The sequence below is a fragment of the Pseudomonas sp. S35 genome (assembly GCF_009866765.1).
Classification (GTDB): Bacteria; Pseudomonadota; Gammaproteobacteria; order Pseudomonadales; family Pseudomonadaceae; genus Aquipseudomonas.
This window is the reverse complement of record NZ_CP019431.1, coordinates 1,503,970-1,518,345: the sequence shown is the minus strand read 5'-3', so window position 1 is coordinate 1,518,345 and position 14,376 is coordinate 1,503,970. Positions and strand designations below refer to the sequence as shown.

The following is a 14,376-nucleotide window of genomic DNA, read 5'->3' as shown; positions in this document are numbered from 1 at the left end:
ACATCCATGCGCCAACCCGATATCGAGATTTACCTGAAGGACGCTGACGTCGACTACAAGGCCATCGCCGCCTGGCTGGGCGCCGCCCTGGGCCCGTGCAGCGACTGGGTCCAGCGTGGCCAGACCTACAAGTGCAAGGCCGGCAATGTGCCCGTCACCTGGCTGCCCAAAGCCGTAGGCAAGTGGAACAGCCTGTACCTGGAAAGTGACCAGACCCCGTGGGACGACGACATCGCCTGTGCGCGTGCTGCATTCGCCGCGCTGAATGTGGAAGTGCGTTGCGCGCCGGGCACGTGGGTCGAGGAAGAAGGTGAGGAAAGCGCCGACACCTGGGTCCGCATCAGCGCAGACGGTGAAGAGCAGATCACTTGGAAAACTGCCTGAGCCTGAGCGGTAAACCACAATCAACATGTGGGAGGGGGCTTGCCCCCTCCCACATGGGTTCTGCGGTGTAACAAAAACCCGTATTACAAACCGACTACATCCTCCGCCTGCAACCCCTTCTCGCCGGTCACCACGGCGTATTCCACCTGCTGGCCCTCGGCCAGGGAACGATGGCCATCACCGCGAATGGCACGGTAGTGCACAAACACATCCTTGCCATCTTCACGCTGAATGAAGCCATAGCCCTTTGCATCGTTGAACCACTTCACATTGCCGGTTTCGCGCGTTGCCATCTATTTTACTCCCACGTACGTTTTTTATTGTTGAGTCGTTCGCATTGAACTGCCGAGTATAAGACAGGCTCAAAAGCGATCAACTCAAGTTTACATCGCTGCTTTTTTGCCGATTTTCGGCGAATACGGCACACTACCCGCCCGAGCGCCTGCTCGGTTTTTTTCCACTTCAAGCAGCTCGCCTATGACCCGCTCTCCGTTCCGCCGTCTGGTGTTTGGCACCTTGCGCCGACTGTTGTACCTCTGGGTTCGCTCGGAGACGATCAATCAGTCGTCCCTAACCCTTAACCTGGACCGCAGCCGGCCGGTGTTCTACGTCCTGCAATCGCCCTCCCTCACCGAATTGGCCGTGGTCGATGCCGAGTGCACCAAGGCCGGTTTGCCGCGCCCGGTGCTGCCGGTATCCGTAGGCCCGTTGATGGAGCCAGCGGCGTTCTTCTACCTCACGCCAGAGCCGGACTGGCTCGGTCGCCAGGACAAGCGCGGCGCGCCGCCGACGCTGACCCGCCTGGTCAATACCCTGACCGATCACGCCGAAGAGAATGCACAAATCATTCCGGTCAGCGTGTTCTGGGGGCAAACCCCGGCGAGCGAGTCCAGCCCGTGGAAACTGCTGTTTGCCGACAGCTGGGCCGTCACCGGCCGTCTGCGCCGCCTGTTGAGCATCCTGATCCTGGGTCGCAAGACCCGTGTGCAATTCTCCGCGCCCATCAACCTGCGTGAATTGATCGAGCACAATAAAGGGCACGAACGCACCGTGCGCATGGCCCAGCGCATCCTGCGTGTGCACTTTCGTAACCTGAAGACCGCCGTGATCGGCCCCGACCTGTCCCACCGGCGTAACCTGGTCAAAGGCCTGGTGAATATGCCGCTGGTGCGCCAGGCCATTGCCGACGAAGCCGAACGCGAGAAAATCTCCCCGGAAAAAGCCAAGGCCCAGGCCCTGCGCTATGGCAATGAGATTGCCTCGGACTACACCTACACCGCGATCCGCTTCCTGGAAGTGGTGCTGAGCTGGTTCTGGAACAAGATCTACGACGGCATCAAGGTCAATAACATCGAAGGCGTGCAGAAGGTTGCCCAGGGGTACGAGGTGATCTACGTGCCTTGCCACCGCAGCCATATCGACTACCTGCTGCTGTCGTACCTGCTGTTCAAAAATGGTCTGACGCCGCCGCATATCGCTGCGGGTATCAACCTGAACATGCCGGTGATCGGCAGCCTGCTGCGCCGTGGCGGTGCGTTTTTCATGCGCCGCACCTTCAAGGGCAACCCGCTGTACACCTCGGTGTTCAACGAATACCTGCACACCCTGTTCACCAAGGGTTTCCCGGTGGAGTACTTCGTCGAAGGCGGTCGCTCGCGCACCGGGCGCATGCTGCAACCAAAGACCGGGATGCTGGCGATCACCCTGCGCAGCTTCCTGCGCTCCTCGCGCATGCCGATCGTGTTTGTGCCGGTGTATATCGGCTACGAGCGTGTACTCGAAGGCCGCACTTACCTCGGCGAGTTGCGCGGCGCGAGCAAGAAAAAAGAGTCGATCTTCGATATTTTCAAAGTGGTCGGCGCGCTCAAGCAGCGTTTTGGCCAAGTCGCGGTCAACTTCGGCGAACCGATCAAACTGGCGCAATTCCTCGACAGCGAACAACCCGACTGGCGCGCCCAGGAACTGGGCCCGAACTACAAGCCGGCGTGGCTCAACGAAACCACCCACCGTCTCGGCGAACGGGTGGCGCGTCACTTGAACGAAGCGGCAGCCGTGAACCCGGTGAACCTGGTGGCCCTGGCGCTGCTGTCGACCACGCGCCTGGCCCTGGATGAGCAGGCGATGGCCCGCCAACTGGACCTGTACCTCGCGTTGTTGCGTCGCGTGCCGTACTCGCCGCACACCACCCTGCCGGAAGGCGATGGCCTGGCGCTGATCAAGCACGTCAAGGACATGGACCTGCTGTCGGAACAGAGCGACGCCCTGGGCAAGATTGTGTACCTGGACGAGCAGAACGCCGTCCTGATGACCTACTACCGCAACAACGTGCTGCACATCTTCGCCCTGCCGGCGCTACTGGCGAGTTTCTTCCAGAGCAGCTCGCGGATGAGCCGCGAGCAGATCCTGCGCTACACCCACGCGCTGTACCCGTACCTGCAATCGGAGCTGTTTATCCGTTGGTCGCTGGAAGAGCTCGACACCGTGGTCGACCAGTGGCTGGAAGCGTTTGTCGAGCAAGGCCTGCTGCGCTTCGAAAACGCCGTGTACCTGCGCCCGGCGCCGAGTTCACGGCACTTTGTGCTGCTGACACTGCTGTCCAAAAGCATCGCCCAGACCTTGCAACGCTTCTACATGGCGATCTCGCTGCTGCTCAACAGCGGCCAGAACAGCATCAGCGCCGAAGAACTGGAAGACCTCTGCACCATCATGGCCCAGCGCCTGTCGATCCTGCATGGCCTCAATGCGCCGGAGTTCTTCGACAAGAGCCTTTTCCGACATTTCATCCAGACGTTGCTGGAACAAGATGTGCTGCGCCGCGACGAGGCCGGCAAATTGAGTTACCACGACCTGCTGGGCGAACTGGCCGAAGGCGCGGCCAAACGTGTGTTGCCGGCCGAGATTCGCCTGTCGATACGCCAGGTGGCCTTGCATCGTGTGGATGGCGCGGCCGAACAACCGGCTGAACCCGAAGAAACCCGCTAGATTGAACAAGGCGCCAGTGGGATGCTGGCGCCGCTGAAAAGGAGCCGCACCATGAAAAAAATCCTTCTGCTGGGCCTCACCGCCCTGCTCGGAGCCTGCCAAACCATGAGCCCCGCCCCGAAGGCCAGCCTTGATGGCGAAGTGTTCTACCTGCAACGCATCGCCCTGCCGCCGACCGCGACCTTGAGCGTCAGCCTGCAGGACGTATCGCTGATGGACGCGCCCGCCTTGACCCTGGCTGAGCAGAAAGGCCCGGTCAAAGGCCAGGTGCCGCTGCCGTTCCACCTGAGCTACGACCCGGCGCAGGTCAAACCTGGCCACAGTTATTCGGTGAGTGCTCGCATCGAACTGGAGGGCAAGCTACTGTTCATCACCACCGAACGGCACACCGTGCAGCTCAATGGCCAGGATCCACAGCCGCTGCGCCTGCGGGTTGATGCCGTCGCTCACTGATTACTTCAAGAACATAAGGAAGCGCCCATGCTCCGTAACTCTCTTCGCCTGACTGCCCTGTGTGCCGGCCTGCTGTTCGGTGCCCATGCGATGGCCCTGGACCTGAGTAGCCTGTCCCAGGGTGACGCCAGCGGCGGCCTCAAGGACGCCCTCACCCAAGGCGCACAGATCGCGGTGAAACAACTGGGGGTCCCAGGCGGTTTCAGCAACAACCCCGAAGTCAAGATCGGCCTGCCGGGCAAGCTGGGCAAAGTCGCCGACAAGCTGAAAATGTTCGGCATGGGTGATCAGGTCACCCAGTTGGAAGACAGCATGAACAAAGCGGCCGAAACCGCCGTGACCCAGGCCCAGCCGATTCTGGTGAACGCCGTGAAAAACATGAGCGTGACCGACGCCAAGGGCATCCTCAGCGGCGGCCAGGACTCGGCCACCCAATACCTGAACAAAAGCAGCCGCGAACAAATCCGCGCCAAGTTCCTGCCCATCGTCAAGGCCGCTACCGACAAAGTCGGCGTCGCCCAGCAGTACAACGCCCTGGCCGGCAAGGCAGCCGCCTTTGGCGCTGTGGATGCCAAGAGCGCCAACGTCGAAAACTACGTGACCGAACAAGCGTTGGACGGTTTGTTCAAGATGATTGCGCAGCAGGAAGAGACCATTCGCAAGAACCCGGCGGCTGCAGCGACGAGTTTGGCGAAGAAGGTGTTTGGGGCACTATAAGCAGCGCAAGGATCGCTCCCTGCAACGGGGAGCGATTCTAGTGAAAAACTGAATCCGCCAGTCGACCCATCATCAAGGTTGCGAAGCAGCCAATGGCAATCGACGTGATTCGATTGATCTTCAAGGGCGTGAGCCAACTCTTCTGCATCCCTTCAAAGCGACTCCCCAACAACACCCAAGCGGCCCCTACCGGCACGACCACCAACGCCAATAACCCCATGAACTCGGCATAATCTTGCGTGGCGGTGAACGTATTGGACGGTGCGATAAAGGAAACGATCAGCAAACCCTTGGGATTCATGACCGTCAGCAAAAAGAAATACCACCCGGTGAAGCGATCGTTGCCTGGGCTGATCTCGCTGCTTTTGCGTTGCCACAACTTGCACGACACATACAGCAGGTAGCACGCTGCTGCCAGTTGCGTCACCTTCAACGCCCATGGCGAAAACGCCGCTAGATAAAGCAGCGCCACGCCCCACGCCGAGACTTGCAGCAAGTACGCCAGGCACTCGATGAACACCAGCTTCCAAGAGGCCCGAAACCCGAACAACACACCTGCGCGAAACAGCAGGGTGTTGGTCGGGCCCGGGGCAAGCAGCAACAATACTAGGGCTGAAACAGTGGCCAACATGGTTACGCGACGTCCTTCCTCACTCTGAACCACGCAGCATACAGTGCCGGTAGGAACAATAGCGTCAACGCTGTCGCCACAATCAACCCGCCCATGATCGCCACCGCCATTGGCCCGAAGAACACACTGCGTGACAGCGGGATCATCGCCAGTACCGCCGCAAGCGCTGTCAGCACAATCGGGCGGAAGCGTCGGACGGTGGCTTCGATGATCGCTTGCCACGGCGCCAGGCCGGCCTTGATGTCTTGTTCGATCTGGTCCACCAGGATCACCGAGTTGCGCATGATCATGCCCGACAAGGCAATGGTCCCCAGCATGGCCACAAAGCCAAAGGGCTGGCGGAACACCAAAAGGAACAGCGTGACGCCGATCAAGCCCAGCGGCGCCGTGAGAAACACCATCGCTGTGCGTGAGAAGCTGCGCAGTTGCAGCATCAGCAAGGTCAGCACCACCACGATAAACAGCGGCACGCCGGCCTTCACCGAGTTCTGGCCACGGGCGGAGTCTTCGACGGTGCCGCCGACGTCCAGCAGATAGCCGTCCGGCAATTCGGCGCGCACGCCTGCGAGGGTCGGCAGAATTTGCTGAACCAGGGTCGCCGGTTGTTCCTTGCCGTAGATGTCGGCGCGAACAGTGACTGTCGGCAGACGGTTACGGTGCCAGATGATGCCCTCCTCAAACCCGTATTCGAGGGTGGCAATCTGCGACAGCGCCACGCTTTTACCGTTGTCGGTCGGCACGGCCAGGCTAGGCAGCAGCGACAGTTCGGTGCGTTCGTGGATGGTGCCGCGCAGGAGAATCTCGATCAATTCGTTGTCCTCCCGGTATTGGCTGACGCTGGAGCCGGTAAGTGAACTCTGCAGGAATTTCGACAAGTTGGCGGTGCTGACGCCAAGGGCACGGGCGCGGTCCTGGTCGATGTTCAGGTAGACGATTTTGCTCGGTTCTTCCCAATCCAGGTGCACGTTGGCCACGTGGGAATTCTCGCGAACCTTGGCCGCCACTTTCCGAGCAAGGGCGCGGACTTCTTCGATGTGCTCGCCCGTCACACGAAACTGCACCGGGTAACCCACGGGCGGGCCGTTTTCCAGGCGGGTAACGCGTGAACGCAGGTCGGGGAATTGTTCATTAAGGGTTTCGATCAACCAGGTGCGCAGGCTTTCGCGCCCCTCGATGGTCTTGGCCAGCACCACAAATTGCGCGAAGCTGGCGGCCGGCAGTTGCTGGTCCAGGGGTAAGTAGAAACGCGGCGAACCGGTACCGACGTAGGCCACGTAGTTGTCGATGCCGGCGTGGTCCTTGAGCATGGCTTCCAGGCGCTTGACCTGGTCGGCGGTGTTGCTCAGGGAGGCACCTTCGGCCAGCTTCAGGTCGACCATCAACTCCAGGCGACCGGAGGCCGGAAAGAATTGCTGCGGCACGAAGCGGAACAAGGCCACCGAGCCGATAAACAGCAGCAGGGTCAGCACGATCACAGTTTTGCGCCGGCTCACGCACCACTCCACCAAACGTCTGACACGCTGGTAAAAGGGTGTTCCGTAAGGATCCGGGCCATTGGTGCCGTGTTTGGCCGCATGAATCTTCGCCAAATCCGGCAGGAGTTTTTCCCCCAGGTAGGGCACGAACACCACGGCAGCAACCCACGAGGCCAGCAACGCGATGGTCACCACTTGGAAGATCGAACGGGTGTATTCGCCGGTGCTCGATTGCGCGGTGGCAATCGGCAGGAAGCCAGCCGCCGTGATCAGCGTGCCGGTGAGCATGGGGAAGGCGGTACTGGTCCAGGCGAAACTGGCGGCTTTGAGCCGGTCATAGCCCTGCTCCATTTTGATCGCCATCATTTCCACGGCGATGATCGCGTCATCCACCAGCAAACCGAGCGCCAGTACCAATGCGCCGAGAGAAATCTTGTGCAGCCCGATGCCGAGGTAATACATGGTGGCGAAGGTCATCGCCAACACCAACGGAATCGCCAGGGCCACCACCATGCCCGTGCGCACACCGAGGGAGAAGAAGCTCACCAGCAATACGATGGCCAATGCTTCGGCCAGCACCTGCACGAATTCACCGACACTGGTTTTCACCGCCGCCGGTTGGTCCGACACTTTGCGCAGCTCCATGCCGGCCGGAAGGTTCTTTTGCAAACGTGCGAATTCGCCTTCAAGCGCCTTGCCTAATACCAGGATGTCGCCACCGTCACGCATCGCCACGGCCAGGCCGATCGCATCCGCGCCCATGTAGCGCATGCGCGGTGCCGGTGGGTCGTTGAAGCCCCGGTGAATATCGGCTACATCGCCGATACGAAAGGTTCGGTCACCTACGCGTATGGGAAAGTCGCGAATCTCCTCCACCGTTTTGAAATTGCCCGACACGCGCAGTTGCACGCGTTCGCTCGGGGTTTCAAAGAAGCCGGCGGTGGACACTGCGTTCTGTTCCTGCAACGCCTGCTGCACGGCTGCCAATGGCAGGCCCAGGGTGGCGAGCTTGAGGTTGGACAGCTCGATCCAGATCTTCTCATCCTGCAGGCCGAGCAACTCGACCTTGCCCACGTCCGCTACCCGTTGCAGCTGAATCTGGATGCGGTCGGCGTAGTCCTTGAGCACGGCATAGTCGAAGCCGTCGCCGGTCAGGGCGTAGATATTACCGAAGGTGGTGCCGAACTCATCGTTGAAAAACGGGCCTTGGATATCCGGCGGCAAGGTCTGGCGGATGTCGCTGATCTTCTTGCGCACCTGGTACCACAGCTCCGGAATCTGGACCGAGTGCATGGAGTCACGGGCGATAAAGGTGACCGTGGACTCACCGGGGCGTGAGAACGACACGATGCGCTCGTACTCGCCGGTCTCCATCAGTTTCTTCTCGATACGCTCGGTGACCTGGCGCGAGACTTCCTGGGCGGTTGCGCCGGGCCAGTTGGTCTTGATCACCATGGCTTTGAAGGTGAAGGGCGGGTCTTCACTTTGTCCCAACTTGGTGTAGGACAAGGTGCCAACCACAGCCAGCAGGATCATCAGGAACAGCACGATCTGGCGATTACGCAACGCCCATTCGGAAAGATTGAAACCCATCGGGGACTACTCCTTGGCCGCCAGATTCACGACACGGTTGGAGCGATCCACCGGGCGCACTTGCTGGCCCTCGTGGAGCACATGCACGCCCGCTGCAACCACCCAGTCGGTGGGGGTCAAGCCTTCCAGGACGGGGACGGTTTTTTCGCCGAACGCGCCGATGCGTACCGGGGTGCGCTTGAGGGTATTGTCCGGCGCCACACGCCAGACGTAGGACGCGCCATTCTCCGCACTGAGGGCAGACAGCGGCACCGACAGCGGAACAACGCCATCGGCCTGTATGAATACGCGTGCGCTCTGGCCCAGTTCCGCCGGCACTTTGCCGCCGATGAACGCCACGCGGGCGGCAAACGTGCGCGACTTTGGATCGGCGGCGGGGGACAGTTCACGAATGCGCCCGGTAAAGCGCTGGTCCGGCTGGCTCCACAGCTCCACCGCGACCGGCTGGCCGATCTTGAAGCGGCCAAAGCCTTGTTCGGGCAGGCTGATGAGCACCTCGCGCTCGCCATCAGTGGCCAGGGTGAACACGGTTTGGCCAGCGGACACCACTTGGCCGACTTCTACGGCACGCTTGGCGACGACCCCATCCTGCGGGGCACGGAGCACCGCGTAACCGGCCTGGTTGCTGGCCACATCGAACTCGGCCTTGATTTGCTTGAGGCGCGCTTCACCGGACCGGTAGAGGTTTTCGGAATTGTCGTACTGGGAACGGCTGACCATCTGACGGTCCATCAGGGTCTTGTAACGATCACGTTCGGCGCGGACCAGGCTCAGGTTGGCCTCGGCGGCGGCGACTTGGGCGCGGGTGGCCTCCAGTTGCAAGCGCACATCCTGCGGGTCGAGTTCCGCCAACGGTTGGTTGGCCTTGACCCGCTCGCCCTCTTCCACCAGGCGCTTACTGACTTTGCCACCGATACGAAAGGCCAGGTCCGGCTCATAACGAGCCCGCACTTCACCGGGGTAGCTGTCCATCGACTGGGCCGATGGTTGCGGTTGCACCACCATCGCAGGGCGGACGGTGATCTGGGCCGGTTCTTCATGGCCGCAGGCGGCCAATAGGAAGACCAGGCTGACAGGCAACGCAAAGGGCAGGAAAGTGCTGCGCATGCTGAAGGACCTTTCGCAAATGAAGCTAGGAATAATTATACTGGCCAGTATGTTATTAATACCAAACTCACCAGTCCAGTATTAAAGGTGGAAATGTCCGACAATCCTGTAAACACCAACAGCCCCGGGCGGCCAAAGGACATGGCAAAACGCCAGGCAATTCTCGATGCAGCGAAATTCCTGTTTCTGAGCAATGGTTACGCCAGCACCAGCATGGATGCCGTGGCCCTTGAGGCAGGCGTATCGAAACTCACCGTCTACAGCCACTTCACCGACAAAGAGACCTTGTTCACCGCCGCGGTGGTGGCCAAGTGCGAAGAGCAGTTGCCGGTGATGTACTTCGAACTGCCCGAGGGCATGCCCGTCGAGACGGTGTTGCTGAATATCGCGCGGGGGTTTCATCGGCTGATCAACAGCGAGGAGTCGGTGAACCTGCACCGCCTGATGATGACCACCGGCAATCAGGACGTGAAACTCTCACAGATCTTCTTCGAAGCCGGGCCAATGCGCATGCTCCAGGGCATGGAGCGCCTGCTCAGCAAGATCGACCAGAGCGGCGCCCTAAGCATCGAAAAAACCTTTACGGCAGCCGAGCACTTTTTTTGCCTGCTCAAGGGCACGGCAAATTTCTGCCTGCTGTATGGCTGCGGCGGGCAACTGACCGAAGAAGCCGCCGAAGCCCATGTGCAGGAGGTGGTGGGGTTGTTTATGCGGGCCTACAGGCCATGAACATCAGGCTTTGAGCGCTTTCTTGGGATAGATGTCATAGCGGCTGGACTTGCCATCCAGCGCATGGCTCGGCTTGGGCCCTTCGATGCACGGCGCCTTGCGCGGGCGCTTGACCACCACGCGGTGGCTGGCCAGGGCCAGGGCGGCGGCCAGCAAGGCCGGTGCGTCCGGGTCATCACCTACCAGCGGGCGGAACAGGCGCATTTCCTTCTTCACCAAGGCGGTTTTCTCACGGTGAGGGAACATCGGGTCGAGGTAGATCACCTGTGGTGGCTCGCCTTCCCAATTGAGCATAACGTCGATGGAGTTGCCCTTGAGCAGCTTCATGCGTGCCACGATCGGCGCCACCTCAAAATCCTCTGCACCGCGCGCCAGGCCGTCTTCGAGCAAGGCGCCGATCAACGGTTGGCGTTCGATCAGGCTCATCTCGCAGCCCAGGCTGGCCAGCACAAATGCGTCCTTGCCCAGGCCTGCCGTGGCATCCAACACCCGAGGACGCACGCCTTGGGCAATGCCGACGGCTTTGGCAATCATCTGCCCGCTGCCCCCACCGTAGAGCCGACGATGGGCCGCGCCGCCTTCGACAAAGTCCACTCGCACCGGCCCCGGCGCGTCAGGGCCTAGCTGTTGCAGTTGTAGGCCATGCTCGCCAACTTGCAGGGAAAAGTCCGCGTCCGCGAGCTGTAGAGGCAAGCCAAGCTGCGCTGCCCACTGCTCGGCGCGGCCCTTGAAACCGTCGCCCAAGGCCTCGACCTGGATGCGGCTGGCCGCTGGTTGTTCGCTCATCAATCACTACGCTCAAAAATATTAAGGATCGGCAAACAGCGGCCGATAAAAATAACAGTCAGGTATTTTGCCAGAGCTGAGCGTCGACCGAGAAAAATGTCAGACATTCTCCCCCTAACCATCGGTGTACTGCCGACCCACAACCACTACGGCCTGCGCAATACTCAAGCGCTGGCCGGGGTGAGCCATGTGTGGCAGGACTTCTTCGCCCGAGCGCTGGCCGAGCAGCTCGGCGATACGCCCGCCGCGCTCGCCGCCCAGGCGCCGGCAGCGGTGGACCCAGCGGTAGAACCCCACGAAGGCGCCGACCTGTTGTCGCAGATCCTCACGCAGCGTGAGTGCGACGTGAAAGACACCGAGATCGCACCGCCTGAGCCACTGTTCCTGCCCATCGCCGAATTCGAAACCGAGTTGCTGCCACCGGCTGCGACGCCGTACCCGGACGAAGAAATCGTCGCCCAGCAGCGCCAGCAGAATTTCGAAAGCGGCTGGGTACGCCCCATCGTACTCACCGCCGGCCAACCGCTGCCCGAGCCAAGCCCGGCGCCGCAAGCTCGCCCCCTGCATTTGCCGATCGCCGAGTTCGAACTGGACTTGTTGCCGCCGCCCGCCACGCCGTACCCGACCGAAGAGCTGGTGGCCCAACAAAAAGCCCTGGACTTCGATTACTACTGGGCACGCCCACTGATCGCCAATAATCTGCGCCTGGCCGCCTGAGCCTCAGCGGCACACCCACCAACGTCCCATGTCCAGATGGAAATGGTTGCGGTGCGCGGCGTTGTAGTCCGGGCTCAACACCACGTTGAAATTATCGCAGGCGCTATCACGCACCTGACGCAGGAATCGTGCGCGGTCGCCCTCCCCCGGCCAATCCTTGAGCACGCTGATACTGCGCCCATCCGCCAACCGGAACCCGGCGATATCCAAGGCATTGGCCGACGCATGCTGACTGAGCCGCCCTTGGGCACGACCATAGATATTGCGACAAGCAAAGCTGCCCAGGTGATCGACCCGCGTGACGGCCTGGCCGAACACCGCCTGGGCCGCCGGTTGCAGGCTGTGCCGCTCGAACAGCGCGAACGCCACCGCCAACGGGCAACTGGCGAGAAAGCTGCTGCTTAGGGCCACGTCTGCAGCCTGCACGCGCAAGGTATTGCGCAAAGGACAGGCTGCATCGGCCGGCGTGTCGGCCTGATGGCTGACGCGCAGGCCGGAGGTTTTCAGCACCTGGTCGCACAACGCCGGATCCTCCTGCAAGCGCCCAAGCTTGTAGCGGGTCAACAGGTTCGGGCTGGCACGCACGTCCAGCGGCGCCCACGGGTTCCATTGAGCCGGCAGCGGCACCCAGCCTCGCCCTACACCGACCGCAACAGCGCCACCGAGCAGCAGTAACACAGCCAATATTTTGAAAAATCGCACGCCTTAGCCCTTGAAGAACTGATTGGCTGTGCTGAACGGCATCGAACGTTCGGTAAAGGTGAAAGTGCCCAGTTCATAGACTTCCTGCGCCGCCCGGTAGAACTCGCCATAGGCCGCCAACGCCAGGGCCGATCCCACGCTGATGCGCTTGACCCCCATCGCACTCAATTGCGCCACGCTGAGCTTCAAGCCGCCGGACATCAACACATTCACCGGCTTGGGCGCCACGGCCTTGACCACCGCCAACACCTCCTGCGCGCTGCGAAGGCCCGGCGCGTACAACACGTCGGCACCGGCTTCGGCGTAGGCCTGAAGGCGGCGAATGGTGTCAGGCAAATCCAGGCGACCATGCAGGAGGTTTTCCGCTCGGGCCGTCAGCGTGAAGGGGAATGGCAAGCTGCGGGCGGCGGCGACGGCAGCTTCCACACGTTCGACAGAGCGCTCAAAAGCATAGATCGGGTCGACCGCAATGCCCGTGGCATCTTCGATGGAGCCACCGACGATACCGCTGGCAGCAGCGCGCAGGATGGTCTGGGCGCAGCCTTCAGGCGTGTCGCTGAAACCGTTCTCCAGGTCAGCCGCCACCGGCAGTGCGGTGGCCTTGGCGATCATGGCGGCATTGAGCAAGGTGTCTTCGAGGGACAACGCCCCTTCCGCATCCGGGCGCCCCAGGCTGAATGCATAACCCGCACTGGTCGTGGCGAGGGCTTCAAAACCCAGGCTGGCGAGCATCACGGCAGAGCCCGCGTCCCAAGGGTTGGGCATCACGAAGGCGCGGTCGCGCTCATGCAAGGCCTTGAAGGTTTCGGCGCGTCGGGCTTGGGCATCCATGACTGACTCCTGGCGGGAAAAGGAGCCCTAGAGTAACCCCAGTTGTTCGGCTTCGGGTTGTCGATCCAATGTCGGCAGCGCGGGTAAGCCGGGCAGACGGGCCATCAGTTTGTCGTGGAAACGCAAAGCCAGTTGCGCAGCCAGGCGGTTGTCCGAGGTGTGCAAGAACACGTAAGGCGTGCGGCCCTCTTCGATCCAACCGGCGATTTTTTCTACCCACGGAATCAGGAACGGGTCGTTGGCTTCCAGCTCCGGATGGCCAATAAACCGCAATTGCGGAAACTGGGTCAGCGCGGCCGGGCGCGTTGGTACCTTGGGCTTTTTTGATTGGGCATGCAGCACCGCCGCCGAGGTGGACGTGCAACTGAACAACGCGCGCGGATCAAGGCAAATACGTTCGACGCCGCGGTCGCGAAGCAGGCGGTTGAGCATGCGCTCGGCATCGCCTTTGGCGAAGAACTCCGGGTGGCGCACTTCCACCGCCAGCGGGCGCTCCAGGCCATCAATAAAACCAGCCAGTTCAGCCAGGCGTTGTGGTGAAAAACTCGCCGACAGTTGCAGCCACAACGGTGAAACGCGCTCACCGAGCGGGCTCATCAAACCGACAAAACTTTCTGCCGCTGGCAATTGCTCACGCAAGTCGCCGCCATGACTGATATCACCGGGGAATTTTGCGGTGAAGCGAAAATCGTCCGGCATGATTTCAGCCCAGCGCTGCACCGTGGCGGCTGAAGGGCGGGCATAGAACGTGGTATTGCCTTCAACCGCGTTGAAGACCTGGGAATAGAGGGCGAGGTAATCGTTGGAACGTGCATCGGCTGGGTACAGGTACTCGCGCCAGGCGTTTTCGCTCCAGGACGGGCAACCGAGGAAGTAAGGCAGACGCATCAGATGTGGATGTCGAGGCCCAGCACTTCCATATCCCATTCGACAAAACCGGCGGTGGTCAGGTAACTGGCCAGGGCGGTGGCAACGCTTTTGCTCATGGAGCGCGGGAAGACCATGTCTTGTTGACGGGCGGGAAGGCCGCTGATGCGTGCTTGAGCGTTGGCCTGCGCGTCGGACTGGACTTCAATGAAGTCCGGCGAATCCTCGACAGACTCGTCCACCGTGACGTTTGCCTTACGCGGCTTACGCTTGATTGGGTACGACTGTGAGGAAAATCCATCTATACGCATAGGCGCGAACTCGCTATCAGTAATGGCATTTTGGCAGCACTGTCCGTTGCGCGCAAATGCTCTGGTGATAACTAGAACACATAATTTGAAA

The 14,376-nt window shown here is 61.0% G+C and carries 15 protein-coding genes; 6 read left to right on the top strand and 9 right to left on the bottom strand.

The window, feature by feature from the left end:
* Positions 1-6 precede the first annotated feature (6 nt).
* Complete coding sequence (locus PspS35_RS06790; RefSeq protein WP_159933276.1) at positions 7-384, top strand: hypothetical protein; 378 nt, start codon at positions 7-9, stop codon at positions 382-384.
* An 83-nt stretch (positions 385-467) separates the two neighbouring features.
* Here the strand turns inward: PspS35_RS06790 and PspS35_RS06785 are convergent, their stop codons facing one another.
* Positions 468-677, bottom strand: coding sequence for a cold-shock protein (locus PspS35_RS06785; RefSeq protein WP_032891681.1), 210 nt, complete (start codon positions 675-677; stop codon positions 468-470).
* A gap of 184 nt (positions 678-861) precedes the next feature.
* On the opposite strand from PspS35_RS06785, the gene plsB reads away from it, so the two are divergent.
* Genes plsB through PspS35_RS06770 form a run of 3 tightly spaced genes read left to right on the top strand, consistent with a single transcriptional unit; the run spans position 862 to position 4,536 of the window.
* Positions 862-3,366 (top strand): glycerol-3-phosphate 1-O-acyltransferase PlsB, encoded by a 2,505-nt coding sequence (plsB, locus tag PspS35_RS06780; protein ID WP_159933275.1) that lies wholly within the window; start codon positions 862-864, stop codon positions 3,364-3,366.
* Positions 3,367-3,417: 51 nt separating this feature from the next.
* Complete coding sequence (locus tag PspS35_RS06775; RefSeq protein ID WP_159933274.1) at positions 3,418-3,819, top strand: YbaY family lipoprotein; 402 nt, start codon at positions 3,418-3,420, stop codon at positions 3,817-3,819.
* Between the two features lie 27 nt (positions 3,820-3,846).
* A complete protein-coding gene (locus tag PspS35_RS06770) occupies positions 3,847-4,536 on the top strand; it encodes a DUF4197 domain-containing protein (RefSeq protein ID WP_159933273.1) in 690 nt (229 codons plus the stop codon).
* 37 nt (positions 4,537-4,573) lie between these two features.
* Here PspS35_RS06770 and PspS35_RS06765 read toward each other — a convergent pair whose 3' ends face one another.
* Genes PspS35_RS06765 through PspS35_RS06755 form a run of 3 tightly spaced genes read right to left on the bottom strand, consistent with a single transcriptional unit; the run spans position 4,574 to position 9,342 of the window.
* Complete coding sequence (locus tag PspS35_RS06765; RefSeq protein WP_159933272.1) at positions 4,574-5,167, bottom strand: LysE family transporter; 594 nt, start codon at positions 5,165-5,167, stop codon at positions 4,574-4,576.
* Positions 5,168-5,169: 2 nt separating this feature from the next.
* The gene (locus tag PspS35_RS06760; protein WP_159933271.1) at positions 5,170-8,235 is read right to left on the bottom strand and encodes an efflux RND transporter permease subunit; all 3,066 of its coding nucleotides are present in this window, start codon (positions 8,233-8,235) and stop codon (positions 5,170-5,172) included.
* A 6-nt stretch (positions 8,236-8,241) separates the two neighbouring features.
* Positions 8,242-9,342 (bottom strand): efflux RND transporter periplasmic adaptor subunit, encoded by a 1,101-nt coding sequence (locus tag PspS35_RS06755; RefSeq protein ID WP_159933270.1) that lies wholly within the window; start codon positions 9,340-9,342, stop codon positions 8,242-8,244.
* A gap of 93 nt (positions 9,343-9,435) precedes the next feature.
* Here PspS35_RS06755 and PspS35_RS06750 point away from each other — a divergent pair, with 93 nt between their 5' ends.
* Complete coding sequence (locus PspS35_RS06750) at positions 9,436-10,071, top strand: TetR/AcrR family transcriptional regulator (RefSeq protein ID WP_159933269.1); 636 nt, start codon at positions 9,436-9,438, stop codon at positions 10,069-10,071.
* Between the two features lie 3 nt (positions 10,072-10,074).
* Here the strand turns inward: PspS35_RS06750 and PspS35_RS06745 are convergent, their stop codons facing one another.
* On the bottom strand, positions 10,075-10,857 hold the full coding sequence (locus PspS35_RS06745; RefSeq protein WP_159933268.1) for a class I SAM-dependent methyltransferase: 783 nt from the start codon (positions 10,855-10,857) through the stop codon (positions 10,075-10,077).
* A gap of 96 nt (positions 10,858-10,953) precedes the next feature.
* Here PspS35_RS06745 and PspS35_RS06740 point away from each other — a divergent pair, with 96 nt between their 5' ends.
* Positions 10,954-11,574 carry an energy transducer TonB gene (locus tag PspS35_RS06740; RefSeq protein WP_159933267.1) on the top strand — a complete coding sequence of 207 codons (621 nt, stop codon included), beginning with the start codon at positions 10,954-10,956 and terminating at the stop codon, positions 11,572-11,574.
* A gap of 3 nt (positions 11,575-11,577) precedes the next feature.
* On the opposite strand, the gene PspS35_RS06735 is transcribed toward PspS35_RS06740, so the two are convergent.
* Genes PspS35_RS06735 through PspS35_RS06720 form a run of 4 tightly spaced genes read right to left on the bottom strand, consistent with a single transcriptional unit; the run spans position 11,578 to position 14,285 of the window.
* Positions 11,578-12,276, bottom strand: coding sequence for an extensin family protein (locus PspS35_RS06735; protein ID WP_159933266.1), 699 nt, complete (start codon positions 12,274-12,276; stop codon positions 11,578-11,580).
* 3 nt (positions 12,277-12,279) lie between these two features.
* Positions 12,280-13,107, bottom strand: a complete 828-nt coding sequence (locus tag PspS35_RS06730) for an isocitrate lyase/phosphoenolpyruvate mutase family protein (protein ID WP_159933265.1) — start codon at positions 13,105-13,107, stop codon at positions 12,280-12,282.
* 27 nt (positions 13,108-13,134) lie between these two features.
* Positions 13,135-13,995, bottom strand: a complete 861-nt coding sequence (locus PspS35_RS06725) for a DUF72 domain-containing protein (protein ID WP_159933264.1) — start codon at positions 13,993-13,995, stop codon at positions 13,135-13,137.
* Positions 13,995-14,285: a hypothetical protein gene (locus PspS35_RS06720; protein WP_016979856.1), complete on the bottom strand. Its 291-nt coding sequence runs from the start codon at positions 14,283-14,285 to the stop codon at positions 13,995-13,997. Before PspS35_RS06720 ends, PspS35_RS06725 begins: the two co-directional genes overlap by 1 nt.
* Positions 14,286-14,376 lie beyond the last annotated feature (91 nt).